At 60.2% G+C, this 24365-nt stretch carries 24 protein-coding genes and 1 tRNA gene; 16 read left to right on the top strand and 9 right to left on the bottom strand.

Going from position 1 to position 24365, the window contains the following annotated elements; all coding sequences use genetic code 11:
* Position 1: 1 nt before the first annotated feature.
* Positions 2-574 carry a restriction endonuclease subunit S gene (locus tag LVD08_RS14145; protein ID WP_247268438.1) on the bottom strand — a complete coding sequence of 191 codons (573 nt, stop codon included), beginning with the start codon at positions 572-574 and terminating at the stop codon, positions 2-4.
* Positions 575-635: 61 nt separating this feature from the next.
* The gene (locus tag LVD08_RS14140) at positions 636-896 is read right to left on the bottom strand and encodes a hypothetical protein (RefSeq protein WP_247268437.1); all 261 of its coding nucleotides are present in this window, start codon (positions 894-896) and stop codon (positions 636-638) included.
* 240 nt (positions 897-1136) lie between these two features.
* Between LVD08_RS14140 and LVD08_RS14135 the strand changes: the two genes are divergently transcribed.
* Positions 1137-2063: a DUF5655 domain-containing protein gene (locus tag LVD08_RS14135; protein WP_247268436.1), complete on the top strand. Its 927-nt coding sequence runs from the start codon at positions 1137-1139 to the stop codon at positions 2061-2063.
* A 69-nt stretch (positions 2064-2132) separates the two neighbouring features.
* On the opposite strand, the gene LVD08_RS14130 is transcribed toward LVD08_RS14135, so the two are convergent.
* Positions 2133-2209: transfer RNA gene (locus LVD08_RS14130), tRNA-Arg, on the bottom strand.
* 442 nt (positions 2210-2651) lie between these two features.
* On the opposite strand from LVD08_RS14130, the gene gabD reads away from it, so the two are divergent.
* From gabD to LVD08_RS14115, 3 genes are all read left to right on the top strand, one after another.
* Positions 2652-4094, top strand: coding sequence for an NADP-dependent succinate-semialdehyde dehydrogenase (gene gabD, locus LVD08_RS14125; protein WP_007963502.1), 1443 nt, complete (start codon positions 2652-2654; stop codon positions 4092-4094).
* A gap of 186 nt (positions 4095-4280) precedes the next feature.
* Positions 4281-5558, top strand: coding sequence for a 4-aminobutyrate--2-oxoglutarate transaminase (gene gabT, locus LVD08_RS14120; protein WP_003220503.1), 1278 nt, complete (start codon positions 4281-4283; stop codon positions 5556-5558).
* Between the two features lie 130 nt (positions 5559-5688).
* Positions 5689-6900, top strand: a complete 1212-nt coding sequence (locus LVD08_RS14115; protein ID WP_247268435.1) for a response regulator — start codon at positions 5689-5691, stop codon at positions 6898-6900.
* Positions 6901-7039: 139 nt separating this feature from the next.
* On the opposite strand, the gene LVD08_RS14110 is transcribed toward LVD08_RS14115, so the two are convergent.
* Both LVD08_RS14110 and desA read right to left on the bottom strand, forming a co-directional pair.
* Positions 7040-8029 carry a GGDEF domain-containing protein gene (locus LVD08_RS14110; protein WP_247268434.1) on the bottom strand — a complete coding sequence of 330 codons (990 nt, stop codon included), beginning with the start codon at positions 8027-8029 and terminating at the stop codon, positions 7040-7042.
* A gap of 247 nt (positions 8030-8276) precedes the next feature.
* Complete coding sequence (desA, locus tag LVD08_RS14105; protein WP_027611144.1) at positions 8277-9461, bottom strand: delta-9 fatty acid desaturase DesA; 1185 nt, start codon at positions 9459-9461, stop codon at positions 8277-8279.
* 147 nt (positions 9462-9608) lie between these two features.
* Here desA and dibA point away from each other — a divergent pair, with 147 nt between their 5' ends.
* The 6 genes from dibA (at position 9609) to LVD08_RS14075 (ending at position 16005) form a co-directional block, all read left to right on the top strand.
* Complete coding sequence (gene dibA, locus LVD08_RS14100; RefSeq protein WP_247268433.1) at positions 9609-11528, top strand: phosphodiesterase DibA; 1920 nt, start codon at positions 9609-9611, stop codon at positions 11526-11528.
* A gap of 290 nt (positions 11529-11818) precedes the next feature.
* On the top strand, positions 11819-12001 hold the full coding sequence (gene oscA / locus LVD08_RS14095; RefSeq protein WP_003220508.1) for a sulfur starvation response protein OscA: 183 nt from the start codon (positions 11819-11821) through the stop codon (positions 11999-12001).
* A 137-nt stretch (positions 12002-12138) separates the two neighbouring features.
* Positions 12139-13152: a sulfate ABC transporter substrate-binding protein gene (locus LVD08_RS14090; RefSeq protein WP_027611146.1), complete on the top strand. Its 1014-nt coding sequence runs from the start codon at positions 12139-12141 to the stop codon at positions 13150-13152.
* 155 nt (positions 13153-13307) lie between these two features.
* Positions 13308-14126 (top strand): sulfate ABC transporter permease subunit CysT, encoded by an 819-nt coding sequence (gene cysT / locus LVD08_RS14085; protein ID WP_027611147.1) that lies wholly within the window; start codon positions 13308-13310, stop codon positions 14124-14126.
* A 13-nt stretch (positions 14127-14139) separates the two neighbouring features.
* A complete protein-coding gene (cysW, locus tag LVD08_RS14080) occupies positions 14140-15012 on the top strand; it encodes a sulfate ABC transporter permease subunit CysW (protein ID WP_003220512.1) in 873 nt (290 codons plus the stop codon).
* 3 nt (positions 15013-15015) lie between these two features.
* A complete protein-coding gene (locus LVD08_RS14075) occupies positions 15016-16005 on the top strand; it encodes a sulfate/molybdate ABC transporter ATP-binding protein (RefSeq protein ID WP_247268432.1) in 990 nt (329 codons plus the stop codon).
* A gap of 80 nt (positions 16006-16085) precedes the next feature.
* Here LVD08_RS14075 and LVD08_RS14070 read toward each other — a convergent pair whose 3' ends face one another.
* The gene (locus LVD08_RS14070) at positions 16086-16610 is read right to left on the bottom strand and encodes an Mpo1 family 2-hydroxy fatty acid dioxygenase (RefSeq protein ID WP_247268431.1); all 525 of its coding nucleotides are present in this window, start codon (positions 16608-16610) and stop codon (positions 16086-16088) included.
* 82 nt (positions 16611-16692) lie between these two features.
* Here LVD08_RS14070 and LVD08_RS14065 point away from each other — a divergent pair, with 82 nt between their 5' ends.
* On the top strand, positions 16693-17370 hold the full coding sequence (locus tag LVD08_RS14065; protein WP_247268430.1) for a Crp/Fnr family transcriptional regulator: 678 nt from the start codon (positions 16693-16695) through the stop codon (positions 17368-17370).
* 122 nt (positions 17371-17492) lie between these two features.
* Here LVD08_RS14065 and uraH read toward each other — a convergent pair whose 3' ends face one another.
* Complete coding sequence (uraH, locus tag LVD08_RS14060) at positions 17493-17903, bottom strand: hydroxyisourate hydrolase (RefSeq protein WP_097086822.1); 411 nt, start codon at positions 17901-17903, stop codon at positions 17493-17495.
* Between the two features lie 11 nt (positions 17904-17914).
* Positions 17915-18400 (bottom strand): GlcG/HbpS family heme-binding protein, encoded by a 486-nt coding sequence (locus tag LVD08_RS14055; RefSeq protein ID WP_247268429.1) that lies wholly within the window; start codon positions 18398-18400, stop codon positions 17915-17917.
* 136 nt (positions 18401-18536) lie between these two features.
* Here LVD08_RS14055 and LVD08_RS14050 point away from each other — a divergent pair, with 136 nt between their 5' ends.
* The 4 genes from LVD08_RS14050 to LVD08_RS14035 all read left to right on the top strand — a co-directional run bounded on the left by LVD08_RS14050 (position 18537) and on the right by LVD08_RS14035 (position 22173).
* Entirely contained in the window at positions 18537-19217 is a 681-nt protein-coding gene (locus LVD08_RS14050; RefSeq protein ID WP_027611153.1) for a heavy metal response regulator transcription factor, read from the top strand.
* On the top strand, positions 19207-20595 hold the full coding sequence (locus LVD08_RS14045; protein WP_247268428.1) for a heavy metal sensor histidine kinase: 1389 nt from the start codon (positions 19207-19209) through the stop codon (positions 20593-20595). The genes LVD08_RS14050 and LVD08_RS14045 overlap by 11 nt, the downstream gene beginning before the upstream one ends.
* Before the next feature lie 113 nt (positions 20596-20708).
* The gene (locus LVD08_RS14040) at positions 20709-20957 is read left to right on the top strand and encodes a helix-turn-helix domain-containing protein (RefSeq protein ID WP_247268427.1); all 249 of its coding nucleotides are present in this window, start codon (positions 20709-20711) and stop codon (positions 20955-20957) included.
* Positions 20950-22173 (top strand): type II toxin-antitoxin system HipA family toxin, encoded by a 1224-nt coding sequence (locus LVD08_RS14035; protein WP_247268426.1) that lies wholly within the window; start codon positions 20950-20952, stop codon positions 22171-22173. The genes LVD08_RS14040 and LVD08_RS14035 overlap by 8 nt, the downstream gene beginning before the upstream one ends.
* 3 nt (positions 22174-22176) lie before the next feature.
* Here the strand turns inward: LVD08_RS14035 and LVD08_RS14030 are convergent, their stop codons facing one another.
* Entirely contained in the window at positions 22177-23181 is a 1005-nt protein-coding gene (locus LVD08_RS14030) for an AraC family transcriptional regulator (protein WP_123585685.1), read from the bottom strand.
* A 100-nt stretch (positions 23182-23281) separates the two neighbouring features.
* Here LVD08_RS14030 and LVD08_RS14025 point away from each other — a divergent pair, with 100 nt between their 5' ends.
* Positions 23282-24355, top strand: a complete 1074-nt coding sequence (locus LVD08_RS14025) for a fatty acid desaturase (protein ID WP_247268425.1) — start codon at positions 23282-23284, stop codon at positions 24353-24355.
* The last annotated feature ends 10 nt before the right edge of the window (positions 24356-24365 follow it).

Here is a 24365-nt window from a genome sequence, read left to right as displayed (position 1 = left end):
GTCATTCCTTAATAAGTTGCTGATAAATGCCCTGGAGCATTTGTTCTCGATTCGTATGAAGCTGGGCGATCAATTGATCTTCTTCATCCCAGAGGCGTTGCAAATTGGTCAGCTTTGCCTGGGTTTCCAGCGACGGTAACGGGATAGGCATGCTCATCAGTGATGCTTTGCTGATGGCCTGAATGCTGCTGCCGTTTCGTTCGAGGCTTCGTTGGCTTTGTGGGAGGTTGATCATCCAGCACAGATATTCCGGTGAGATTTCTGCCGTTTTGCGGCTGACAATGAAAAATTGGCTAGTCGCCACGATACGTTGCCCTCCTTTATATAGAGCGGCGGTGTTGCTATCGCCCCGAGCGACTACGGCAATGTCGCCTTCTTCCAGAAGCGGAGGGTTTTTACTCCCCTCCCAGTTGACTGAAATCAGCGAGTCGGCTTCGATCACTGCACGCTGGCGCAAGTCTTTTATTTGCAGGACTTTGATGCCGCCGTCCGGGTTGTTTTCCAGCGCTCCTCGGAAGGTGTAGCCAGATCGGACATTCGCCACGTCACTCAATATGCATAATCGGGTTGGCATAATGCTCTCAAAGTAGAATCGCCGTCCTTGGCGCACGGTCTTAAACGGTGCGGTATGACGCTCAGGTTTTCAGCCACTGCGTTACTTCGGTTGGCAGCCCTTTCCAGGCTGCTTCTCCGTGCAGGCGAGTAACCAGCAGGCCATCCTCTCTCTCCATCACATCACGAAGTTTGTCCCTAATCTGAACTGCGGTTTCCTGGGTGACGATAATCCATGTGGAATCCATCGCCTGGCACCAGGTGCCGTAACCTTTGATCCGCTCGAACAGGGATGGGCACTCTTGCGGCTTACCCCCGCCATAGGTGATTTGATACAGTCGCACGGCTTTGGCTCTCCTAACTGGTCAGTTAACGCATTCGCGGCAGGTTGCAGCCTGCCGCACCCCCAATTTTCGTCAGTAGCGCTGCTACTTGATTGGTGGCGAGGCAATATCGCTCCGAAACACTTTGTCGTCAAATGTTATTTTTTTGCAGTAGCACTTCTATGGAATTTCGATTTCTTAGCAAGACTTTTGCAGATCTCGTTTTTTACCCTCAAGGCTGATCGCTGAAAAGGAATTTGGATGAGCGATATTCAGCTCTTTCGTTTGGGTTCGGCCAATGGTGCATGTGAGCTTCCGGGCAGAGCAGTCGCTGTGGAAAAGCAACTGCAAACCCTGCTCGAAATGCATATGGAAACCTTTCTTGGCGTGCGTTTTCTCGCTTCGGAATACGCTACTGGCAAGACTCACAAGGGACGTATCGACTCCTTGGGCCTCGATGAGAATGGCTGTCCGGTCATCGTCGAATACAAACGACACAGCAATGAAAACGTGATCAATCAGGGTTTGTTCTATCTCGACTGGTTACTCGATCACCAAGCGGAGTTTCGTTGGCTGGTGATGGAGAAATTAGGAAAGGACGCTGCCGAGCAGATCGAGTGGGGTGGCACGCGGTTGCTTTGTATCGCGGCGGATTTTACCCGCTACGATCAGCACGCCGTGCAGCTGATTCAGCGCAATATCGAGCTGATTCGCTACAAGTTGTTTGCTGATGACCTGTTGTTGCTTGAGCTGGTGAATTCCGTAAGCGCTGCAGAGCCCTCGGTTGCTCTCAAGTCTCTAGAGACTGAGCCAAGCAAACTCGCTACTGCTGGAAAGGACAAGAGCTGGCAGGAACAACTCGCTCAGACGACGGATGAAGTCTTTGAGCTTTTTGAGCAAACCAACAGCTACCTGCATTCGCTCGGTGATGACGTTCAAGAAAAGCACTTGAAACTCTATGTGGCCTACCGCCGATTGAAAAACTTCGCCAGCTTGGTAGTGCAGTCCAAGCGCTTGCAGCTTTATCTCAAACTCGATCCCGATTCGGTTGAGCTTGTTGAGGGGTTCAGTCGCGATGTGCGCTATATCGGTCACTGGGGTACCGGTGATCTGGAGTTGAGCCTGCGTACTCAGGCTGATCTGGAAATGGCCAAGATCCTGATCGAGCGCAGTTACCAAGAAAATTAGCGGCCTCTGAATCTCAGCCACAAAAAAGCCCCGGACCATCACAGTCCGGGGCTTTCTCGTTTCAATTCATGGCGCACCAGGCGGGATTCGAACCCACGACCCCTGCCTTCGGAGGGCAGTACTCTATCCAGCTGAGCTACTGGTGCAGCGGGCGACATCATACCTAGGTCGGCTCGGGGCGTCCATGCCGGGTTTTGGCGGGTTTTGTCAGTGCGCGTGTCCGTAGAATCGCTGCATTCCTTAAAGCTGTAACGTCCTGCAAAACCCTCGCTTGGCGCTTTTTCCTGGCTGATCTATGGTTTGGCTGCGGCCGGGGCTTTTTGCTCGTTGATCTGAAAAAACCAGCAAACGCTGGGTTTTTGTTCTTTTTTTCGAACGACCTATTGTCCTTTACCCCCTTTGCTCCTACGATCCGTTTGAGATTTCAAACGCTCTTTGACGGGGTGTGGATGCGCAGATGCTGTGAATAACGCACGATCGCTGCGCCTCACCCGGTAGATGATTTCCCTGACGGCAGCCTTGCGAGGCGCCTTTCTACAATCATAATTTTGCTCCGCGCAGGCCGCGGTGCTGTTAAGGAAAGCCGACATGCAGCTTAAAGATACCCAGTTGTTCCGCCAGCAAGCCTTCATTGATGGCGCTTGGGTCGATGCGGACAACGGTCAGACGATCAAGGTCAACAACCCGGCCACCGGCGAAATTCTCGGCACCGTGCCGAAAATGGGCGCCGCCGAAACCCGCCGTGCCATCGAAGCCGCTGACAAAGCGCTGCCGGCCTGGCGTGCACTGACCGCCAAGGAGCGTGCAGGCAAGCTGCGTCGCTGGTTCGAACTGATGATCGAGAACCAGGACGACCTCGCGCGTCTGATGACCCTCGAGCAGGGCAAGCCGCTGGCCGAAGCCAAGGGCGAAATCGTTTACGCCGCTTCGTTCATCGAGTGGTTCGCCGAAGAAGCCAAGCGCATCTACGGCGACGTGATCCCGGGCCACCAGCCGGACAAGCGCCTGATCGTGATCAAGCAGCCGATCGGTGTGACTGCAGCGATCACCCCGTGGAACTTCCCGGCGGCGATGATCACCCGTAAAGCCGGCCCTGCGCTGGCCGCCGGTTGCACCATGGTGCTCAAGCCTGCGTCGCAAACCCCATTCTCCGCCTTCGCACTGGCTGAACTGGCGCAGCGCGCCGGCATCCCTAAAGGTGTGTTCAGCGTGGTCTCCGGCAGCGCCGGCGACATCGGCAGCGAACTGACCAGCAACCCGATCGTGCGCAAGCTGTCCTTCACCGGCTCGACCGAAATCGGCCGTCAGCTGATGTCCGAATGCGCCAAGGACATCAAGAAAGTCTCGCTGGAACTGGGCGGCAACGCGCCGTTCATCGTGTTCGACGACGCGGACCTGGATAAGGCCGTCGAAGGCGCGATCATTTCCAAATACCGCAACAATGGCCAGACCTGCGTCTGCGCCAACCGTCTGTACATTCAGGATTCGGTCTACGACGCGTTCGCCGAGAAGCTGAAAGTGGCGGTGGCCAAGCTGAAGATCGGCAACGGTCTGGAAGAAGGCACCACCACTGGCCCGCTGATCGACGAAAAAGCCGTGGCCAAGGTGCAAGAGCATATCGCTGACGCCGTGGCCAAAGGCGCCACCGTGCTGGCCGGTGGCAAGCCGATGGAAGGCAACTTCTTCGAGCCAACCATCCTGACCAACGTGCCGAAAGACGCGGCGGTGGCCAAGGAAGAAACCTTCGGCCCGCTGGCGCCGCTGTTCCGCTTCAAAGACGAAGCCGAAGTGATCGCCATGTCCAACGACACCGAGTTCGGTCTGGCGTCCTACTTCTACGCTCGTGACCTCGGTCGTGTGTTCCGTGTAGCGGAAGCCCTGGAATACGGCATGGTCGGCGTCAACACCGGGCTGATCTCCAACGAAGTCGCGCCGTTTGGCGGCATCAAGGCCTCGGGCCTGGGCCGTGAGGGCTCCAAGTACGGCATCGAAGATTACCTGGAAATCAAATACCTCTGCCTTGGCATCTAAGCCTCGGTAGAAGATCGCTGTAAACGCAAAGGGCACGAGAGCGCTGTCCCTTTGCGTCGTTTCAAACCGGAATTTTCTCTGCGGCCGGGAACGCCGTGGCAGTCGATCATCGCATGCTGCCACCGCCGATTCCTCCCGCTTAATCCTTGAACCACGCCGCCCGATGAGCGGTGAATGAGGACTGTAATGAGCAAGACTAACGCTGAACTGATGGCCCGTCGTACCGCAGCTGTTCCACGTGGTGTTGGCCAGATTCACCCGATCTTCGCTGAATCGGCAAAGAACGCTACCGTGACTGACGTTGAAGGTCGTGAATTCATCGACTTCGCCGGCGGTATCGCTGTGCTGAACACCGGCCACGTGCACCCGAAAATCATCGCCGCCGTGACCGAACAGCTGAACAAGCTGACCCACACCTGCTTCCAGGTGCTGGCCTACGAGCCGTACGTTGAGCTGTGCGAAAAGATCAACGCCAAGGTGCCAGGTGATTTCGCCAAGAAAACCCTGCTGGTGACCACCGGTTCCGAAGCCGTGGAAAATGCCGTGAAAATCGCCCGTGCCGCCACTGGCCGTGCCGGCGTGATCGCCTTCACCGGTGCTTACCACGGTCGCACCATGATGACCCTGGGCCTGACCGGCAAGGTCGTGCCTTACTCGGCCGGCATGGGCCTGATGCCAGGCGGCATCTTCCGCGCGCTGTACCCGAACGAACTGCACGGTGTAAGCATCGACGACTCGATCGCTTCCATCGAACGCATCTTCAAGAACGACGCCGAGCCGAAAGACATCGCCGCGATCATCATCGAGCCGGTGCAGGGTGAAGGTGGTTTCTACGTCGCGCCGAAAGAATTCATGAAGCGTCTGCGTGCCCTGTGCGACCAGCACGGCATCCTGCTGATCGCTGACGAAGTGCAGACCGGCGCTGGCCGTACCGGGACCTTCTTCGCCATGGAACAGATGGGCGTTGCTGCCGACCTGACCACTTTCGCCAAATCCATCGCTGGCGGCTTCCCGCTCGCCGGTGTCTGCGGCAAGGCCGAATACATGGACGCCATCGCTCCAGGCGGCCTGGGCGGCACCTACGCCGGTAGCCCGATCGCTTGCGCGGCGGCGCTGGCCGTGATGGAAGTGTTCGAAGAAGAGCAACTGCTGGACCGCTGCAAGGCTGTCGGCGAGCGTCTGGTAACCGGTTTGAAGGCCATCCAGGCCAAGTACCCGGTGATCGGCGAAGTGCGTGCGCTGGGCGCGATGATCGCGGTCGAGCTGTTCGAAAACGGCGACAGCCACAAGCCAAACCCGACCGCCGTTGCGGCTGTCGTAGCCAAGGCGCGCGACAAGGGCCTGATCCTGCTGTCCTGCGGCACCTACGGCAACGTGCTGCGCGTTCTCGTACCGCTGACCTCGCCGGACGAGCAACTGGACAAAGGTCTGGCGATCATCGAAGAGTGCTTCTCGGAGCTGTAATTCCGGGCACTGTGTGATCTGGTCGAGAAAAACCCGCTTCGGCGGGTTTTTTTATGCCTCGGAAACCCTTTTGCGCTGTATCGATAGGCCAGCATTGGCTAAGGTTCAGGCATTGCAAGGGAGAGCGCGCATGACCGCCGTTGATTTACCCGCCGTACCCCGAGTGCTGATTGCCGAGGCCGATCCGTGGTCTCGTGACCTGCTTAAACAAGTGTTGCTCAACGTGCGCTGTGATGCGCGGCTGGACTTGTGTGCCGATGGCCAGCAAGCCATGTCGTTACTCAGCGAAGTGCCTTATGACCTGGCCATTGTCGATTGGGAGTTGCCGGGCATTGATGGTTTGAGCGTGCTGCGCAGCGTGCGCCAGCGCAAACGCAATCCGCCGCTGCCGTTCATTCTGATGAGCAGTCGCAACGACAGCGCCAGCGTGCGCGAAGCCATCCCGTTGGCCCCGACGGCCTATCTGACCAAACCGCTGAACATGGAAAGTCTGACCGAGCGGCTGCAGGGTTTGCTGCTGAATGCGGGTGAAGAGGTGTTCTGCGAAGTGCCGACGCTGGCGCCGGGCATGACCTTGTCGGTGTTCCTTGAGCGGCGTCGCGAGCAGGCCGACGGCGCGCCATTGATGACCGATGTGCAAGTGGCGGTCAAACGCAGCCTCAACCCCAATGGCCTCGACCTGAAGCTTCTGGAAGAAGAGATCCGTACCGATCCGCAGATCACCGCCGTGCTGATCGCGGCCGCCAACAGCGCGGCGCAGCATCATGGCGCGGCGGTGCAGACCCTGGCGCAGGCGCTGCATCGCCTCGGCACCGGGCAGAGCATGAACCTGATCCTCGGCCTGGCGCTCAAGCGCAGCGCCAGACTCAGTGATCCGTGCCTGGCGGACTACGCCGAGCGCTATTGGGGGCTGTCGCTGCACACGGCGGAATACGCCCGCACCCTGGCGCGCCTGCTCGATCTGGATCAGGAGCGCTGCTACTGCGCGGGCATGCTGCATCGTCTCGGTGACCTGGCGTTGCTGCGCTGTTTGCAGGAGTGGAAGCAGGCTGGCGGCGAGCTGGATGAGTGGGAGGAAGTCGGTGACGCGCTGGCGGAGTTTGGCGCGGCCTACGGTTCGGCGCTGCGGACACGCTGGCGCCTGCCGCTGGAGCTGCGCGAGTTGATTGCGTCGGTCTACCAGCTCGGTGGCGGGGTCTATTCCCGGGAAGCGTTGGTGATGAACATGGCGGCGCAGATGGCCCGTCTGACCGAGCATGAGGGCATTGAGGAGCTGGCCAGGAGTCGTACGGCGCGGCTGCTGAAGATCGGGCTGCCGGAATTGATGCGGATGCGTAAGTAATCTGACTTTTCACAAAACCCTGTGGGAGCGGGCTTGCTCGCGAAGGCGGTGTATCAGCCAACATAAATGCTGAATGACCTACCGCCTTCGCGAGCAAGCCCGCTCCCACATTGGATATTCGGGTGGCTGAAATTCTGGATCAGGCAGAAATGATCCGGTTCTTGCCCTGCCGTTTTGCCTCGTACATGGCCGCATCCGCTCTGGCGAACAGGCTTTCGAGACTGTCGTCGCCATCCCTGAGGCTGGTCAGGCCCTGACTGACGGTGATGCCGAATGTCTGCCCCTCGTGGTTGAAACTCAGGCGCTGAATCTCCTGCTGCAGCCGCTCGGCCACTTGCAGCGCCATGTCCGGTGCGCAACCGGGAAACACCGCAGCGAACTCCTCGCCGCCAATGCGCCCGAACAGATCGCCCCGGCGTAACGACCCACGTCCGCATTCGGCAATCCGTTGCAGCACGTTGTCACCCTCCGGGTGGCCGTAGCTGTCGTTGATCAGCTTGAAGTCATCGATGTCCAGCAGCAGGAAGGCCAGTGGTGCACCTTGCAGGCGCGCCTCTTCGAACTCGCGGTTGGCGCATTCGAAGAAATGGCGGCGGTTGCTGCTCTGGGTCAGTACGTCGGTGGTCGCCAGGCGATGCAGTTCGGTTTCCATGTGCTTCTTGTCGGTGATGTCTTCGGCGATGCCGACGATGATCACCGGTTGCCCGGGTTCGTCCTGACGGTTGATGAAGCACTTGTCGCTGAGCCAGCGCACCTGACCGTCGGCGGCGATGATCCGGTACTCGCGGTCTTCCACCGCCCCCTTGTGCAGCACTTCGGCAAGGCTGCGTTCGGCGTAATCCAGGTCGTCGGGGTAGATGCTGTCGCGCCACTGGTTGTAGTCGGCCAGCAACAGGCCTGCGGAGCGACCGAAAATCCGCTCGTAGGCAGGGCTGACATACAGCACCTGACGGTTTTCCCAATTGAACGCCCAGAGCACCGCGTTGACGCTCACCAGTAATGAACTGAACAGTTGTTCGCGCTCGCTCAGCCGGGCGACTTCGCCTTGAGCGTGCATCAGCGCCATCAGGGTTTGCGCGGCCTCGGGCCATTGCGCAAGGGATGAGTCTTTTTGATTGTTGTTGACCATCGGCACATTTCTCAAAAGGTGTGCCGCAATTTCGACAACGGCCACAGTACAGCCCGCCGGGGTGGCGAAGTGTCTTTGAGATAGGGCTTTCGGTGCTAAGTTCCGCGCTTTTGTAGAGAGGGAGCCTGCTCCCGCCGGGCGGTAGAGATGACGCGTTTCAGCAATGAGAACGCGTCGACAAATTTGCGGTAGCTGCGCTACCGATCGGGGATGAATCCCCTCGCCACAGGGGATTCGTTCATGGCGGTCAGGCTGCGGCGGGGCGCAGCGAGTAGGTTTTCAGCTGGTCGGCGAATTCACGCAGGGACTGGATGCCGCTGGCTTCGGCCTCGTGCACCCATTCCTTGATGGCGGCGAGCATGTCGTGGCCATTGGCGCTGGTCTTGACCCAGATCTGCTGCAGGGCCAGGCGTTTTTCGTAAATGACCTTCAGCGCCTGGCTGTGCTCGAGCATGTTCTGGATGCGCAAGTGATGACGGTCTTCCAGCAGGCTGGTTTCCCGCGACAGCAGGCGCTTGGCCCGATGGAATTGATGGCGTACCGAATGATCGACCTTGTCCAGCTCCTGCTTGACCAGCGGGCCGATCACCAATTTGCGGTACTGGGCCATGATCTGGAAGCGGTTGTTGAGGATCGCCATGGCGGTATCCATGTCCAGATGGCCCTTGCCTTCGACGCGGTGGGCAATCGGTGCCACACGCTGCACCTTGGCCAGACCGAAGAAGCTGAAGACCTTGATCCACGCCCAGCCGAGGTCGAACTCCCACTTCTTCACCGACAGCTTGGCCGAGTTGGGGTAGGTGTGATGGTTGTTGTGCAGTTCTTCGCCGCCGATCAGGATGCCCCACGGCACCAGATTGGTCGCCGCGTCGCGGCATTCGAAGTTGCGGTAGCCGATGGCGTGACCCAGACCGTTGACCACGCCGGCCGCCCAGACCGGGATCCACATCATCTGGATCGCCCAGATGGTGATGCCGATGGTGCCGAACAGCAGCAGGTCGATGACGCCCATGATCGCCACGCCCAGCAACGGGTAGCGGCTGTAGAGGTTGCGCTCGATCCAGTCTTCGGGGCAGTTCTTGCCGTAGATGCGCAGGGTCTCCGGGTTCTCGGCTTCGGCGCGATACAGCTCGGCGCCTTTGCGCAGCACGGTGGACAGACCCTTGATGACCGGGCTGTGCGGGTCATCTTCGGTTTCGCATTTGGCGTGGTGTTTGCGGTGGATGGCAGTCCACTCGCGGGTGTTCTGCGCCGTGGTCAGCCACAGCCAGAAACGGAAAAAGTGTTTCAGGCCGGCATTCAGCTCGAGCGAGCGATGGGCCGAGTAACGGTGCAGATAGACCGTGACGGCGACAATTGTCACGTGGGTCATCAGCAGGGTGACCGCGACCAGAGACCAGGCCGACAAGCCAAGAAAACCTTCGTACCACATAGGCTATAGGGCCCTCGATAAAGATAAAAACAGCCGTTGCATTATCACCAAGCACACAGATAAAACCAGTCGCCCTTTCAGATAAGAGTCGCTGGATGTTTCTTGACCTATAATTCCAACCTTTTTTGTAGGGACATGGACAGCCGAATGCCTGCCACTTACCGCGATGCCTTGCGTGCAGCGCTGCTTTACCTGTTGCTTGCCGTGGTCTGGCTGCAGGGAACTGGTTACTTATTGAACAGTTTCTTTGATGAGTCTGTCGATCTGCAGCGATGGCAACTGATCAACGGTTACGTCTGGGCTGCCGTCAGCGCTGGCCTGATTTTCCTGGCACGGGCCAGATTGTGCGAATTTCTCGGCATTGGTGCGCGGCTACGCGAGCGTCAGTCTGACCGTGAACGCTTGCGTCAGGCGGCAGCCGTGTTCGATTGCACCCGCGAAGGGGTGCTGGTCACCAACCGTCAGGGCCTGATCGTGCACGTCAACCGTGCGTTCATGGAAATCACCGGCTACCAGTACGACGAAGTTCTCGGCCATCAGCCAAGCCTGTTCAAGTCCGGCCACCATCCGCCGGGCTTTTACCAGGCGATGTTCGCCACGCTGGAGAGCGAGGGCGAATGGAGCGGTGAGATCTGGAACCGGCGCAAGAGCGGCGAGATTTATCCACAGTGGCAGACCATCCGCGTGATTCACGATGATCAGGGCCGGCTCAGTCACTACGTGGCGGTATTTTCCGACATCAGTGCGATCAAGGACTCCGAACACGAACTCAAGCACCTTGCCCACCACGATCCGCTGACCGACCTGCCCAATCGCCTGTTGTTCAGCGACCGCGCCGAGCAGGCGCTGGCCTCGGCGCAGATCCACAAGCGTGGCTGCGCCCTGCTGATGATCGATCTGGATCACTTCAAGATGATCAACGACAGCCTCGGGCACAACGTCGGCGATCGCCTGCTCAAAGCGGTGGCGGCGCGCCTGCAGGACCTGTTCGGCCCCGGGATTACCCTGGCACGGCTCGGCGGTGACGAATTCGCGGTGCTGGCGGAAAGTTGTCCACAACTGGTTCAGGCAGCGGCGCTGGCCCAGCGCATTCTCGATGCGCTGAAGGAACCGTTCAGCATCGAGCGGCATCAGCTGTTCATCAACGCCAGTATCGGTATCAGCCTGTTCCCCAGTGATGCATTGAGTGCCGATCAATTGCTGCGCAATGCCGACGCCGCGCTGTTCAAGGCCAAGAGCAGTGGGCGCAATGGTTACGCGTTGTACACCGAAGAGCTGACCGCGCATGCGCAGCAACGGGTCGAGATCGCCTTCGAACTGCGCCGCGCGCTGGAGCAACAGGAGCTGCGGGTCTATTACCAACCGGTTCACGATTTGCGCAGCAGTCGCCTGATCGGCGTCGAAGCGCTGGTGCGCTGGCAGCATCCGCAGCGCGGGCTGGTGTCGCCGGCGGAATTCATTCCGATTGCCGAACGCACCGGGCTGATCGCCGAAATCGACGCCTGGGTGATGCGCCAGGCGTGTTTGCAGATGTGCCAGTGGCAGCAGGCCGGGATTAAGTTGTCGTTTGTCGCCGTGAACGTGTCGTCGCGCTTGTTTGCCCGGCGTGAGCTGTATCAACAGGTGGCGCAGGTGCTGCACGAGACCGGGCTGGATCCGGCGTATCTGGAGCTGGAAGTCACCGAAAGCGCGGTGATGGATGACCCGGAAGTGGCGCTGGAGCAGATGCATCGCTTGCGTGAATTGGGCATTCGCTTGGCCATCGATGACTTTGGCACCGGGTACTCGTCGTTGTTGCGGCTCAAGCGCTTGCCGGTGCAGAAGCTCAAGATCGATCAGGGTTTTGTCGCCGGTCTGCCGTGGGACGAGGACGACGCAGCCATCGTTCGCGTGATCGTCGCCCTGGCACGCAGCATGGGCATGCAGGTGCATGCCGAGGGGATCGAACAGGCCGAACAGGCGGCATTTCTGCTGGAGCAGGAATGCGATCTGGGGCAGGGCTACTGGTTTGGGCGGCCGGTGCCGGCCGGGGAAATTGATTGGGTGCGCGCACCGTTTATCGGTTGAATCCGATTCTGTGGCGAGGGAGCTTGCTCCCGCTGGACTGCGTAGCAGGCCCAAAAAAACGGCGAGTGCTTCGCACTCGAGCGGGAGCAAGCTCCCTCGCCACAGGGGTTGCAGTGTTCTTTTGTTGCGGGAACACCGCGCAAACCCTTGCCCCGTCAGATAATGTTTTCTAGTTATATAAACATTCTTAAATAGTCTTTTTAAGAATATCTGCGCCTCTCTTATATTGCTCCCACGCCGAACGCAGTGCCGCCCACTGCCAGGCACATCCCATTCAAAGGAGCAGCACCATGAGCGCATCCCTTCGCAGCGTTGACGGTCAGGACGAAACCACCATCTTGCGTGAAATCCAGAGCGCCCTGCGCGATCTGCGGTTTGGCGCGGTGGAGATCACTGTGCACAACGCCCAGGTCGTGCAGATCGAACGCAAAGAGAAATTCCGTTTGCAGCAGCCGGGTAACAAGCCGAGCTGAAAAAGATCGCAGCCTGCGCCAGCTTTTGCAGGGGGCTGTGCGCAAGCGCTGGCGCAGGCGGCGATCTTTGAATGAGCAACCCGATTCCAGCAACACATAAGAAAAAGCCACCACCAAGAATTCCAGGAGCTTTCACCATGTCGTCGATTCGCCGTTACGCTTTGGCCGCGCTGGCCAGTGCTGTGTTTGCCGGTTCCGCGGTTGCCAAGGATTACGAACTGCTCAATGTGTCGTACGACCCGACGCGCGAGCTGTATCAGGACTACAACGCCGAATTCATCAAGTTCTGGCAGAAGGATCATGCCGGCGACACCGTGAAAATCCAGCAATCCCACGGCGGTTCGGGCAAGCAGGGCCGCGCGGTGATCGACGGTCTGCGCGCCGACGTCGTGACCCTGGCCCTGGCCGGCGACATCGACGAAATCGCCAAGCTCGGCAAGACCCTGCCGGCCGACTGGCAGAAGCGTCTGCCGGACGCCAGCACCCCGTACACCTCGACCATCGTGTTCCTGGTGCGCAAGGGCAACCCGAAAGGCATCAAGGACTGGGGCGATCTGGTCAAGAACGACGTTTCGGTGATCACCCCGAACCCGAAAACCTCCGGTGGTGCACGCTGGAACTTTCTCGCCGCGTGGGCCTATGGCCTGAAAGCCAACGGCGGCAGCGAAGAAAAAGCCAAAGAATACGTACAGACCCTGTTCAAGCACGTGCCGGTATTGGACACCGGTGCTCGCGGCTCGACCATCACCTTCGTCAACAACGGTCAGGGTGACGTGTTGCTGGCCTGGGAAAACGAAGCGTTTCTGGCGTTGAAAGAAGACGGCGGCGCTGACAAGTTCGACATCGTTGTGCCGTCGTTGTCGATCCTTGCCGAACCACCGGTGGCGGTGGTCGACAAGAACGCCGAGAAGAAGGGCAACGAGCAGATCGCCGAAGCCTACTTGAAGCACCTGTACAGCCCGGCCGGTCAGGAGATCGCCGCGAAGAACTTCTACCGCCCGCGTGACAAGGACGTGGCGGCGAAGTACGCCCAGCAGTTCCCGAAACTGGAGCTGGTGACCATCGACAAGGACTTCGGCGGTTGGAAATCCGCCCAGCCGAAATTCTTCAACGACGGTGGCGTGTTCGACCAGATCTATCAGGCGCAGTAATCTCACTCGAAACGAGCCTGAAGTTCAGGCACAAAACATGTGGGAGCGAGCCTGCTCGCGAAGGCGGTATTTCAGGCGACAGGGATGTTGACTGATACTCCCTCTTCGCGAGCAGGCTCGCTCCCACATTGATGCGTTTTCAACCAGGGACTTTTATGTCGCGTCGTATCTCCCCCGTCATACCCGGCTTCGGGCTGACGCTGGGCTACACCTTGGTGTACCTCAGCCTGATTGTGCTTATCCCGCTGGCGGCGATGTTCGTCCACGCCGCCCAACTCACCTGGGATCAGTTCTGGACGATCATCACCGCGCCACGCGTGCTGGCAGCGTTGAAGCTGAGCTTCGGTACCGCGCTGTGTGCAGCGATCATCAACGGCATCATCGGTACGCTATTGGCCTGGGTGCTGGTGCGCTACACCTTCCCCGGGCGCAAGGTGATCGACGCGATGATCGACCTGCCGTTCGCCCTGCCGACGGCGGTGGCCGGTATCGCCCTGACCGCGCTGTACACCCCGACCGGTCTGGTCGGTCAGTTCGCCGCCGACCTTGGTTTCAAGATCGCCTACACCCCGTTGGGCATCACCCTGGCGCTGACTTTCGTCACCCTGCCGTTCGTGGTGCGCACGGTGCAGCCGGTACTGGCTGACATCCCGCGTGAAGTCGAAGAAGCCGCCGCCTGCCTTGGCGCGAAACCTTTGCAGGTGTTCCGCCATATCCTGCTGCCAGCGCTGTTGCCCGCCTGGCTGACCGGTTTTGCCCTGGCGTTTGCCCGCGGTGTCGGTGAGTACGGCTCGGTGATTTTCATCGCTGGCAACATGCCGATGAAAACCGAGATCCTGCCGCTGCTGATCATGGTCAAACTCGACCAGTACGATTACACCGGCGCCACTTCCATCGGCGTGCTGATGCTGGTGGTTTCCTTCGTCCTGTTGCTGCTGATCAACTTGCTGCAGCGGCGCATCGAAACCCCATAAGGAGGCGCGAACCATGTCCCAATCGTCTATTGCGGCCGCGTCCTCGGCCAACGCTGCCCGCCGTGGCAGCGCTACTTCGCGGCGCGTGCTGATCGGTCTCGGCTGGCTGATCTTTTTCCTGTTTCTGGTACTGCCGCTGTTCATCGTGGTGTCGCAAGGTTTGAAGAATGGCCTCGGCGCATTCTTCACGGCGATCTTTGAACCGGACGCCTTGTCGGCGCTGAAACTCACGGTGATCGCCGTGCTGATTTCGGTGCCGCTGAACCTGGTGTTCGGGGTCAGCGCCGCATGGTGCGTGAGCAAATATTCGTTCCGCGGCAAGAGCATGCTGGTGACGCTGATCGACCTGCCGTTCTCGGTGTCGCCGGTGATCGCCGGTCTGGTCTACGTGCTGATGTTCGGCGCTCAGGGCCTGTTCGGGCCTTGGCTGCAGGATCATGACATCCAGATCGTCTTCGCCCTGCCGGGCATCGTCCTGGCGACGATCTTCGTCACCGTGCCGTTCGTGGCCCGCGAACTGATTCCGCTGATGCAGGAACAAGGCACGCAGGAAGAGGAAGCCGCGCGGCTGCTTGGCGCCAATGGCTGGCAGATGTTCTGGCATGTCACCGTCCCCAACATCAAATGGGGCCTGATCTATGGCGTGGTGCTGTGTACCGCGCGGGCCATGGGTGAGTTCGGTGCGGTGTCGGTGGTCTCCGGGCACATTCGCGGGGTGACCAACACCTTGCCGCTGCACGTCGAGATCCTCTACAACGAATACAACCACGTGGCCGCGTTCGCTGTGGCGAGCCTGTTGCTGATCCTGGCGCTCTTCATCCTGCTGCTCAAGCAGTGGAGCGAAAACCGTATCAACCGCCTGCGCGCCAGCGCCGCGGAGGAATAATTCATGTCGATCGAAGTGCGTAACGTCAGCAAGAATTTCAATGCGTTCAAGGCGCTGGACAACATCAGCCTGGACATCCACAGCGGTGAACTGGTGGCGCTGCTCGGCCCGTCCGGTTGTGGCAAGACAACGCTGCTGCGGATCATCGCCGGCCTGGAAACCCCGGATCGGGGCAACATCGTGTTTCACGGCGAAGACGTCTCCGGCCACGACGTGCGTGATCGCAACGTCGGTTTCGTGTTCCAGCACTACGCGCTGTTCCGGCACATGACGGTATTCGACAACGTCGCGTTCGGCCTGCGCATGAAACCGAAAAACCAGCGCCCGAGCGAAAGCCAGATCGCGACCAAGGTCCACGAACTGCTGAACATGGTGCAGCTGGACTGGCTGTCGGATCGCTACCCGGAGCAACTCTCCGGCGGCCAGCGTCAGCGTATCGCCCTGGCCCGTGCCTTGGCGGTGGAACCGAAAGTGCTGCTGCTCGACGAGCCGTTCGGCGCTCTCGACGCCAAGGTGCGTAAAGAACTGCGCCGCTGGCTCGCACGCCTGCACGAAGACATCAACCTGACCTCGGTGTTCGTGACCCACGACCAGGAAGAAGCGATGGAAGTCGCCGACCGCATCGTGGTGATGAACAAAGGCGTGATCGAGCAGATCGGCTCACCGGGCGACGTCTACGAAAACCCGGCCAGCGATTTCGTTTATCACTTCCTCGGCGACTCGAACCGCTTGCTGCTCAGCGACGACAACCATGTGCTGTTCCGTCCGCACGAAGTGTCGTTGTCCAAGCATGAACTGGAAGATCACCACGCCGCTGAAGTGCGTGATATTCGCCCATTAGGCGCGACCACGCGGGTGACGTTGAAGGTGGAGGGGCAGACCGATCTGATCGAGGCTGAAGTGGTGAAGGATCACGACAGCCTGATCGGACTGGCCAAGGGTGAAACGCTGTTCTTCAAGCCGAAGGTCTGGCAGAAAGTCGCCAGTCTTTAAGATCAAAAGCTTCGCGAGCAGGCTCGCTCCCACAGGGAAATACATTCCATTGTGGGAGCGAGCCTGCTCGCGAAAGCGCTCTACACAGCCGCGCGATTCGGATTGACCCGCACCGCCCCCACCCGCGCCTCGATCTGCTCTTTCAACTCATGCCGCATGCCGAGCAGGAACGCCACTTCGGCCACGACAAACAGCGGCCCGACAATCAGCCCGCTCACGTCATCGACGAACGCCGGTTTGCGCCCCTCATAGTGGTGCCCGACAAACTGGATCACCCAGCCAATCACAAACATCGCCAGCCCGCTGCTCAGCCAGACCATGGTGCTCTGCTGCGCCAGCGCATGCCCGGCCCAAACCGACAGGCCCATCAACAGGCTCATCAGCACGCCGAGCTTCAGTTCCAGGCGCAGGTAGAACCACGCCGACGCCAGCGCTAGCAGCACCGCCGGAGAGATCCACAAGCCGCCCAGTGACCATTCTGGTCGCGACAGCAACACCGCCACCGCCACCACGATCAGCGGAATGCCGATAAAGTGGCTGGCGATGTTGCGCGGGTCGCGGTGGTAGGCGGCGTATTGACTGAGATGGTCGACGAGGCTTTTCATTGTTGTTCCTCCTGTAGGGGGCGTGCAGCATGCCTCGGGTTCGGCGTTCGCTCTGTCAGGCAGGCGACAATTGGGAGTGATCATGGATAAGCGTTCACGGCTGCTGACCGGGCAATGGTTCAGTCATCTGCCGGCATCCTTTCAGGATAGTCTGTTGGCGGCGGCCCGGGAGCGGCGGCTGACGGCGGGGCAGCGCCTGTTCCAGCGCGGTGATCCGCCCTGCGGCCTGTACGCGGTGCTCGACGGCGCGATCCGAATCGGCGCGGTGAGCGAGCAGGGCAAGGAGGCGTTGCTGAGCCTGGTGGAGGCGCCGCACTGGTTCGGCGAAATCTGCCTGTTCGACGGCCAGCCACGCACTCATGATGCGTATGCGGTCGGGCCGTGCAGCCTGCTGAATATCCCGCAGGCCACGCTGCTGAAAATCCTCGACGAACAGCCGGTGTACTGGCGCCATCTGGCATTGCTGATGAGCCACAAACTGCGCCTGACCTTTATCAATCTCGAACAGTTGAGCCTGCTGCCGGCCCCGGCACGCCTGGCGCATCGCTTGCTGATGATCGCCGAGGGCTACGGTGAAATCGATGCGCCACGCCGGGTGCTGCAACTGCCGCAGGAGCAGCTGGCGTCGATGCTGTCGCTGTCACGGCAGACCACTAACCAGATCCTCAAGGATTTGCAGGGGCAGGGAATTATCGGGTTGGGGTATGGCGAGATCGAGATTCTCGATGCCGAGCGATTGCGCGCGCTGGCCACACTCTAAAGAACACTGCCATCCCTGTGGGAGCGGGCTTGCTCGCGAAGGCGTCGTGTCAGCCAGCACATCATGCACTGACACATCGCTTTCGCGAGCAAGCCCGCTCCCACATATGATCGCTGTTGTTTTTACGAGCCGCGATAGGTCGAGAAACCGTAAGGGCTGAGCAGCAGCGGGATGTGGTAGTGCTGGTCAGTCTGCTTCACTTGGAAAATCACCGGAATCTCCGGGAAAAACGTCTCGCGCTTGTTCTTCTCGAAATACTCGCCGGTCTTGAACACCACCCGGTATTCGCCTGCCTCGAAAGGCTGTTTGGCCGGGAACAGTTCCGCGATACGTCCCTGCTCGTTGGTGGTGCCTTGGGCCAGTGGCTGCCAGTTCTGGCCGACGTGTTTTTCCAGCGTCACGTTGACGCCCGGGGAGGGCAGGCCATTTTCCAGGTTGAGCACGTGCACGCTCAGCGGGTTGCCGGCGGCCAGCGCCAGGCTGGAGAAGGCACTCAGGCCGAGTGCGGCGAAGGTCATGCGCAGGGTGGTCATGGTCAGTCTCCTTAGTGGGAACGGGTAATGGTCAGGCCGGCCTTTTCGGCGGCCTTGATGGCACAGTTTTCGTCCTGCTCGCCGCCGCCGGAACCGGCCACGCCCATGGCGCCGACCAGTTCATCAGCGGCGAATAACGGGATCCCGCCGCCGAGCAACAGCAGCTCATCGAGGGTGTTGAGGTTGGCGGTTTCCGGATTGCTGCGGGCGCGCTCGGCGAACAGCCGGGTCGGGGTTTTCGTCGACAGCGCGGTGTAGGCTTTGCGCTGGCTGGCAGCGATGTTGTGCGGGCCGATGCCGTCGCCGCGCAGGGTTACCAGCAAGTTGCCGCCACGGTCGAGCACCGATACCGTGGCGGTGCAATTGCTCAACGCGGTGTCGGCCAGCAGGCGTGCGGTTTTCAGATCGAGGTCAGCGTGGCGTGGCAGCTCGGCGCTGGCGAAAGCGCTGGCGCTGAGGCCGAGGGCAAGGCTGGCTGCAAGGTATTTGACGGTCATGAACAGGCTCCGAAAGCGAAGGACATCACCTTAGCCGCCGCTCTTCGTCAGAACCCCGTCAGTCGGATTACAAGTTTGTAATGGGCAATCGGGCCGAAGGCGCCTAGCCTGTGTGCCTGATCAATCGAGGTGTGCCATGCGTTTGCTGGTCGTAGAAGATGAAGCCAAAACCGCGAATTTCCTGGCCAAGGGCCTGGGCGAGTCGGGTTTTGCCGTGGACGTGGCGCTCAATGGTCTCGATGGGCGCTATTTCATCGAGCAGCAGGAATATGACCTGATCATCCTCGACGTGATGCTGCCGGGCCTCAATGGCTGGCAGCTGCTGCAACTGATCCGCCAGCGCGGCGCCACGCCGGTGCTGTTCCTCACCGCCAAGGACGCCATCGAAGACCGCGTGCGCGGCCTCGAACTGGGCGCCGATGATTACCTGCTCAAACCCTTCGCCTTCGCCGAATTGCTCGCGCGAGTGCGCACCCTGCTGCGCCGCGGGCCGCTGCGCGAGGCCGAGTCCTACAGCATCGCCGATCTGGAAATCGACGTGCTGCGGCGTCGGGTCAGTCGCGGCGGCCAGCGCATTGCCCTGACCAACAAGGAATTTGCCTTGCTGCAATTGCTCGCCAGCCGTCAGGGCGAAGTGCTGTCGCGCACGCTGATCGCCTCGCAGGTGTGGAACCTGAATTTCGACAGCGACACCAACATGGTCGAAGTCGCGGTGCGCCGCCTGCGGGCCAAGGTCGATGACCCGTACATGCCGAAACTGATCCACACCGTGCGCGGGGTCGGCTATCAGTTGGAGGCGCCCGACGATGCGGTCTAGGTCGATCGCCTGGCGTCTGGCGCTGGCGTTCGCCGTGGTTTGCGCGTTGGTGCTCAGTGCGATCGGTGTGTTTCTCTACCGCTCGCTCGACTCGGAGATCGCCTATCGGGATGACTTGGCGTTGCTCGGTCGTCTGGAGCAGGTGCGCGCCTTGCTCGCCGACAGTGACAGCCTCGGCGCCTTGCAGGCGCGGCCACGGCTGTACCAGAACATGCTCGGTAACCTCGACAGCCTGCTGCTGGTGCGGCGCGCCGATGGCTCGAACGTGATTGCGATCAACCCGCGCCAGCGCGAGCTGCCGCCATTGAACGCAATCGCACGCGAGCAAACGCCGCAGCGTCGCGATGTGCTGACCTGGCAGGCGCCTGACGGCGCCGAGCTGGCGCTGCTGTCCGGTGACGCCCAAGGGCCGAACGGCGAACCGCTGACGGTGATCGCCGGCAAGGTGCTCACTGAGCGTGAGCAGATGCTCGCCAGTTATCGCTTGCGCCTGTACCTGGCCGTCGGGCTTGGCGCGTTGCTGGCGTTCGCGCTGGGCCTGGTTTTGCTGCGCCGTGGTCTGCAACCGTTGCGCCAGTTAAGCGCGGCGGTGCGCGGCATTGATCTGCGCAGCCTCGACCAGCGTCTGCCCGCCAGTGGCACCCCCGCCGAACTGCTCGAACCGGTGCAGGCGCTCAACGGCATGCTCGCGCGGCTGGACGACAGCGTGCAGCGGCTGTCGCAGTTTTCTGCCGATCTGGCTCACGAGATCCGCACACCGCTGCACACCTTGCTCGCCAGCAACGGCCAGGCGCTGAATCACCCGCGCAGCACGGCGGAGTATCAGGAGCTGCTGGCGTCGAACATGGAAGAGTTCGAACGCCTCAAACGCATGGCCGAGAACCTGATGTTCCTTGCCCGCGCCGAACAGGCGGAGCGCGCGCTCGACTTGCAAACCCTGGATCTGCACAGCGTCGGCAGCGAGCTGTGCGATTACTTCGAAGCCTTGGCCGATGATCGCCAGTTGCGCCTGGAAAACCGGCTGCACGGCGAACTGCTGGCCGACCAGCAACTGCTGCAACGCGCCCTCGGTAATCTGCTGGCCAACGCGGTGCGTCACGCCGATGAAGGCACGCTGATCAGCCTGCGCCGCCGCGATGAGCCGGGTGTGTGCTGGTTGCAGGTACACAACCACGGCCCGGCGATTGCGCCAGAACATCTGGGCAAAGTGTTCGACCGCTTCTATCGCGTCGACCCTTCACGGGCGCAACCTGGGGATTCCGGTGGGCTGGGGCTGGCGATTGTGCAGTCAATCATGCTGTTGCATGGCGGGCAGGTCAGGGTGAGCAGTGATGCGAGTGGCACAGTGTTTGAGTTGGGTTTTGTCCTGAGCCAATGATGCGCCGTGCAAGTATTCTGAAACTCAGCTAGAGTTTAGTGACTAGTGCATCACATGTGATGCATTTCATTTATTTATCTATAAATGCATCGTAAACAGTGCAGGCTTGCGCAATGGAACAGATCGGCGAAGTGATCAGAAGCTTGCGCAAGGCGCGCAAACTCTCTCAGCAGGCACTGGCTCAACAATACGGCATGAGCCGCACCACCATCTCGGGGATCGAAAACAACACGGTCTCCGAAATCGGCCTGCGCAAGGTTGAGGCGATACTCAATGGCTTCGGTTACGAGCTGGTTGCCGTTCCCCGCAAGTCCAATCGCCCAACCCTCGACGCTCTGCAAAAAGTGAATTTCCATGACTGAAACGCCGGACAGGTTGCAAATCCGTGTAGGTGAGCAGGTGGTCGGGACGCTGGGGCGCGGGCAGATTCGCGACGACAGCGTGTTCAGTTACCGCGAAGACGCCAGCGCTGACAATGCGGTATCGCTGACGATGCCCACTCGCCTGGACAGCTATGGCTGGGAACATGGCATCCACCCTGTCTTCGAGATGAACTTGCCCGAAGGCGCGCTGCGTGAGGAGTTGATGCGGCGCTTCAGTAAAGCCGTGCGTGGCTTCGATGATTTTGCTTTATTGGCTATCGTTGGCCCACATCAGCTCGGCCGTCTGGCAATTGCCAGCACACCGGCGACTGATCAGCCTCCGGCAACATCCCTCAGCGATCTGCTGGTGCACGATGGTGCTCAGGGGCTGTTCGAAGATCTGTTACAGACCTACGGTCAGTATTCCGGAGTGTCAGGCGTGCAGCCCAAAGTGCTGGTGCGTGACAGCGCTGCCGTGATTGATCGCCTGACTCATCGGGGCGCGACTCATCTGGTCAAGGCCTTTCGCGCCGAAGAGTATCCGCAGCTGGCAACCAATGAATATTTCTGTATGCGGGCGGCACAGCACTGCGGCCTCGAAGTGCCAACATTCGAGCTCAGCGAGCGCGGCAAATTTCTGGTGGTCGAGCGTTTTGACCGGAGCGATTCGGGGTACCTCGGTTTCGAAGACTTCTGTGTACTGAACGGGTGGCCGTCGAAAGCCAAATACGACGGTTCCTATGAAGGTGCCGCGCGGCAGATCAAGGCATTCGTTTCGCCGCAGTTGCTGGGCTCTGCCCTGGAAGCGTTTTTCAAGATTGTCGCGTTGTCTGCGGGGCTGAAAAACGGTGATGCGCATCTGAAGAATTTCGGCGTGCTTTACGAAGATTGTGCAGAGCAGTCATCCGTCAGGCTCGCGCCGGCATACGACATCATTACAACGTCGGTTTATATCAAGAGCGACAGCATGGCGCTGCTGCTGGGCGGTTCAAAAGCCTGGCCCAAGTACAAGATGCTGGTGCGGTTCGGTCGTACGGCATGCAACCTGACCGAGGCGCGTTGCAACGAATTACTGCAACAAGTGGCTCACGGCATGCAGATGGCGATTGAGGAAATGGCCAGACACAGCCGCAAGTACCCCGATTTTGCCGAAGTAGGCGAGGCGATGATCGAACAGTGGACTGCCGGCCTGCAACGCAGCTTGATCAAGGGCTGATGTTCAGCGCAACTGATCGCGAAACTGCCCCGGCGTCATCCCCGTCCAGCGCTTGAACGCGCGGCTGAAGCTGCTGGTGTCGGCAAACCCCAGCAGGTAACTGACTTCACTCAACGAACACTGCGGATCGCGCAGGTGCAGCAGCGCGAGGTTTTCGCGGCTCTCGTTGAGCAGCGTGTCGAAGCGACAGCCCTCATCCGCCAAGTGCCGTTGCAGGCTGCGCAAGCTCAGGTGCAAGGCCTGGGCGATGCGTTCGGCGCTGGGTTCGCCTTCGGGCAGTTGCTCTTCGATGGCGTCGCGCACCTTGCGCTCCCAGGTCAGCGGTTGGAGCTGGGCCAGGGTGCGCTTGAGCACGGTTTCGTTGTGTTCGGCCAGTTCCGGGTTGGCGTCGTCGAGGTGGCTGTCGAAGTCGGCGAGGGCGAATTCCAGGCGATCTTCGGCGCAGGAGAAATGCACCGGGGCGCGGAACACCTTGTGCCACTGATGCGCATCGGACGGTTCCGGGCGGCGCAGGTACACCGCCAGCGGCGCGTAATCGCGACCTAGGCGATTGCGGCAGGTGCGTACGTAGATCGCGGCAAACGCGTCGATGGCTTCGAAGGCCGGCGCCGGATTGCCTGACGGAATTTTCAGGCGAAACAGATAGCGATCATCGCTGCGGCTCAGCTCCAGTTCCAGCGCATCGCTGACCACCGGGTGATAACGCACGATACGCTCGAACACCTCACGCAGGCTGCCGCTGGCCACCAGCGCGTAACCGAGCGCATGGAACGTGGTCGGGCTGACGAAGCGCGACACTCGCAGACCGATCGCCGGATCGCCGCTGAACTGTACTGCCAGTTGCCACAGGCGCGTGGTGCCGGACAACGGATAGCGCGCGTTCGGGTCGTCCATCAACTGCGGATCGAGTCCGGCCTGTTGGCACAGGCCGAGACTGTCCAGCCCCAGCGCATCGAGTTGCTTGCGCAAGGCACGGGTCCAGCTGGCGAGCGAGGTCGGTTCCTTCATGCTGATTGGCGCTTCCGGTCAACAGGTTGGCGTTCACGGCTACCATCAATACAGCTTTCGCAAGGCAGGATGCGAACATCAATAACCAGAGGATGGAAGCATGGACCGTACTTCTGCAAGTCCCCAGCGACACAATGCTGCCCAGCGATCAGCGCATATTCGCGAAGTGGTGCTGGCCAAGGGCGTCGAGTTGCGTCAGCGCTACCCGATTTTGCAGCACCAGGACGCCCTCGGCGCGGGCATTCTGGCCTTTGCTCTGGCCGGGATGATCGGTTCGGCGACGCTGTACATCACTGGCCACATGGCGTGGTGGGTGTGCCTGCTGCTGAATGCGTTTTTCGCGTCCCTGACCCATGAGCTGGAACACGACCTGATCCACAGCATGTATTTCCGCAAGCAGCGCGTGCCGCACAACCTGATGATGGGCCTGGTGTGGCTGGCGCGGCCGAGCACGATCAACCCGTGGATCCGCCGCCATCTGCACCTCAATCACCACAAGGTCTCCGGCACCGAAACCGATATGGAAGAACGCGCGATCACCAACGGCGAGCCTTGGGGTCTTGCGCGGTTGCTGATGGTCGGCGACAACGTGATGTCGGCGTTCATCCGCATGCTGCGGGCCAGGACCTGGGCGCACAAAATCAACATCATCAAGCGCACGCTAAAGGTCTATGCGCCGCTGGCGCTGGTGCATTGGGGCGCGTGGTATGTGTTTCTCGGCTTCCATGCGGCGAATGGCATTGCCTACCTCATGGGTTCGCCGATTGAATGGTCGGCGACCACGCTGTCGGTGATGCAGGTGATCGATATCGCGGCGGTGGTGATCATCGGCCCGAACGTGCTGCGCACCTTTTGCCTGCACTTCATCAGCTCGAACATGCATTACTACGGTGACATCGAGGCGGGCAACGTGCTGCAGCAATGCCAGGTGTTGAACCCATGGTGGCTGTGGCCGTTGCAGGCATTCTGCTTCAACTTCGGCAGCAGCCACGGGATTCACCATTTTGTGGTGAAGGAACCGTTTTACATCCGGCAGCTGACCGTGCCGGTGGCGCACAAGGTGATGCGCGAGATGGGCGTGCGGTTCAATGATTTCGGCACGTTTGGGCGGGCGAACCGGTTTGTTCGTCGGGATGAAGTGGTAGCGGAGGAGGCGCGTACGGCTCAGGCTTGATGGTGAATTT

Origin of the sequence: Pseudomonas sp. YL2 (genome assembly GCF_023063025.1) — a bacterium.
Lineage (GTDB): Bacteria > Pseudomonadota > Gammaproteobacteria > Pseudomonadales > Pseudomonadaceae > Aquipseudomonas > Aquipseudomonas putida_A.
The sequence above is the reverse complement of the archived record's forward strand: the minus strand, read 5'-3'. Positions and strand labels throughout refer to the sequence as shown.

Bases quoted from the DNA above. Each gene is read 5' to 3' on its own strand.
- LVD08_RS14145 (WP_247268438.1), bottom strand. From the start codon at position 574: ATGCCAACCCGATTATGCATATTGAGTGACGTGGCGAATGTCCGATCT.
- LVD08_RS14135 (WP_247268436.1), top strand. From the start codon at position 1,137: ATGAGCGATATTCAGCTCTTTCGTTTGGGTTCGGCCAATGGTGCATGT.
- gabD (WP_007963502.1), top strand. From the start codon at position 2,652: ATGCAGCTTAAAGATACCCAGTTGTTCCGCCAGCAAGCCTTCATTGAT.
- gabT (WP_003220503.1), top strand. From the start codon at position 4,281: ATGAGCAAGACTAACGCTGAACTGATGGCCCGTCGTACCGCAGCTGTT.
- LVD08_RS14115 (WP_247268435.1), top strand. From the start codon at position 5,689: ATGACCGCCGTTGATTTACCCGCCGTACCCCGAGTGCTGATTGCCGAG.
- LVD08_RS14110 (WP_247268434.1), bottom strand. From the start codon at position 8,029: ATGGTCAACAACAATCAAAAAGACTCATCCCTTGCGCAATGGCCCGAG.
- desA (WP_027611144.1), bottom strand. From the start codon at position 9,461: ATGTGGTACGAAGGTTTTCTTGGCTTGTCGGCCTGGTCTCTGGTCGCG.
- dibA (WP_247268433.1), top strand. From the start codon at position 9,609: ATGCCTGCCACTTACCGCGATGCCTTGCGTGCAGCGCTGCTTTACCTG.
- oscA (WP_003220508.1), top strand. From the start codon at position 11,819: ATGAGCGCATCCCTTCGCAGCGTTGACGGTCAGGACGAAACCACCATC.
- LVD08_RS14090 (WP_027611146.1), top strand. From the start codon at position 12,139: ATGTCGTCGATTCGCCGTTACGCTTTGGCCGCGCTGGCCAGTGCTGTG.
- cysT (WP_027611147.1), top strand. From the start codon at position 13,308: ATGTCGCGTCGTATCTCCCCCGTCATACCCGGCTTCGGGCTGACGCTG.
- cysW (WP_003220512.1), top strand. From the start codon at position 14,140: ATGTCCCAATCGTCTATTGCGGCCGCGTCCTCGGCCAACGCTGCCCGC.
- LVD08_RS14075 (WP_247268432.1), top strand. From the start codon at position 15,016: ATGTCGATCGAAGTGCGTAACGTCAGCAAGAATTTCAATGCGTTCAAG.
- LVD08_RS14070 (WP_247268431.1), bottom strand. From the start codon at position 16,610: ATGAAAAGCCTCGTCGACCATCTCAGTCAATACGCCGCCTACCACCGC.
- LVD08_RS14065 (WP_247268430.1), top strand. From the start codon at position 16,693: ATGGATAAGCGTTCACGGCTGCTGACCGGGCAATGGTTCAGTCATCTG.
- uraH (WP_097086822.1), bottom strand. From the start codon at position 17,903: ATGACCACCCTGCGCATGACCTTCGCCGCACTCGGCCTGAGTGCCTTC.
- LVD08_RS14055 (WP_247268429.1), bottom strand. From the start codon at position 18,400: ATGACCGTCAAATACCTTGCAGCCAGCCTTGCCCTCGGCCTCAGCGCC.
- LVD08_RS14050 (WP_027611153.1), top strand. From the start codon at position 18,537: ATGCGTTTGCTGGTCGTAGAAGATGAAGCCAAAACCGCGAATTTCCTG.
- LVD08_RS14045 (WP_247268428.1), top strand. From the start codon at position 19,207: ATGCGGTCTAGGTCGATCGCCTGGCGTCTGGCGCTGGCGTTCGCCGTG.
- LVD08_RS14040 (WP_247268427.1), top strand. From the start codon at position 20,709: ATGGAACAGATCGGCGAAGTGATCAGAAGCTTGCGCAAGGCGCGCAAA.
- LVD08_RS14035 (WP_247268426.1), top strand. From the start codon at position 20,950: ATGACTGAAACGCCGGACAGGTTGCAAATCCGTGTAGGTGAGCAGGTG.
- LVD08_RS14030 (WP_123585685.1), bottom strand. From the start codon at position 23,181: ATGAAGGAACCGACCTCGCTCGCCAGCTGGACCCGTGCCTTGCGCAAG.
- LVD08_RS14025 (WP_247268425.1), top strand. From the start codon at position 23,282: ATGGACCGTACTTCTGCAAGTCCCCAGCGACACAATGCTGCCCAGCGA.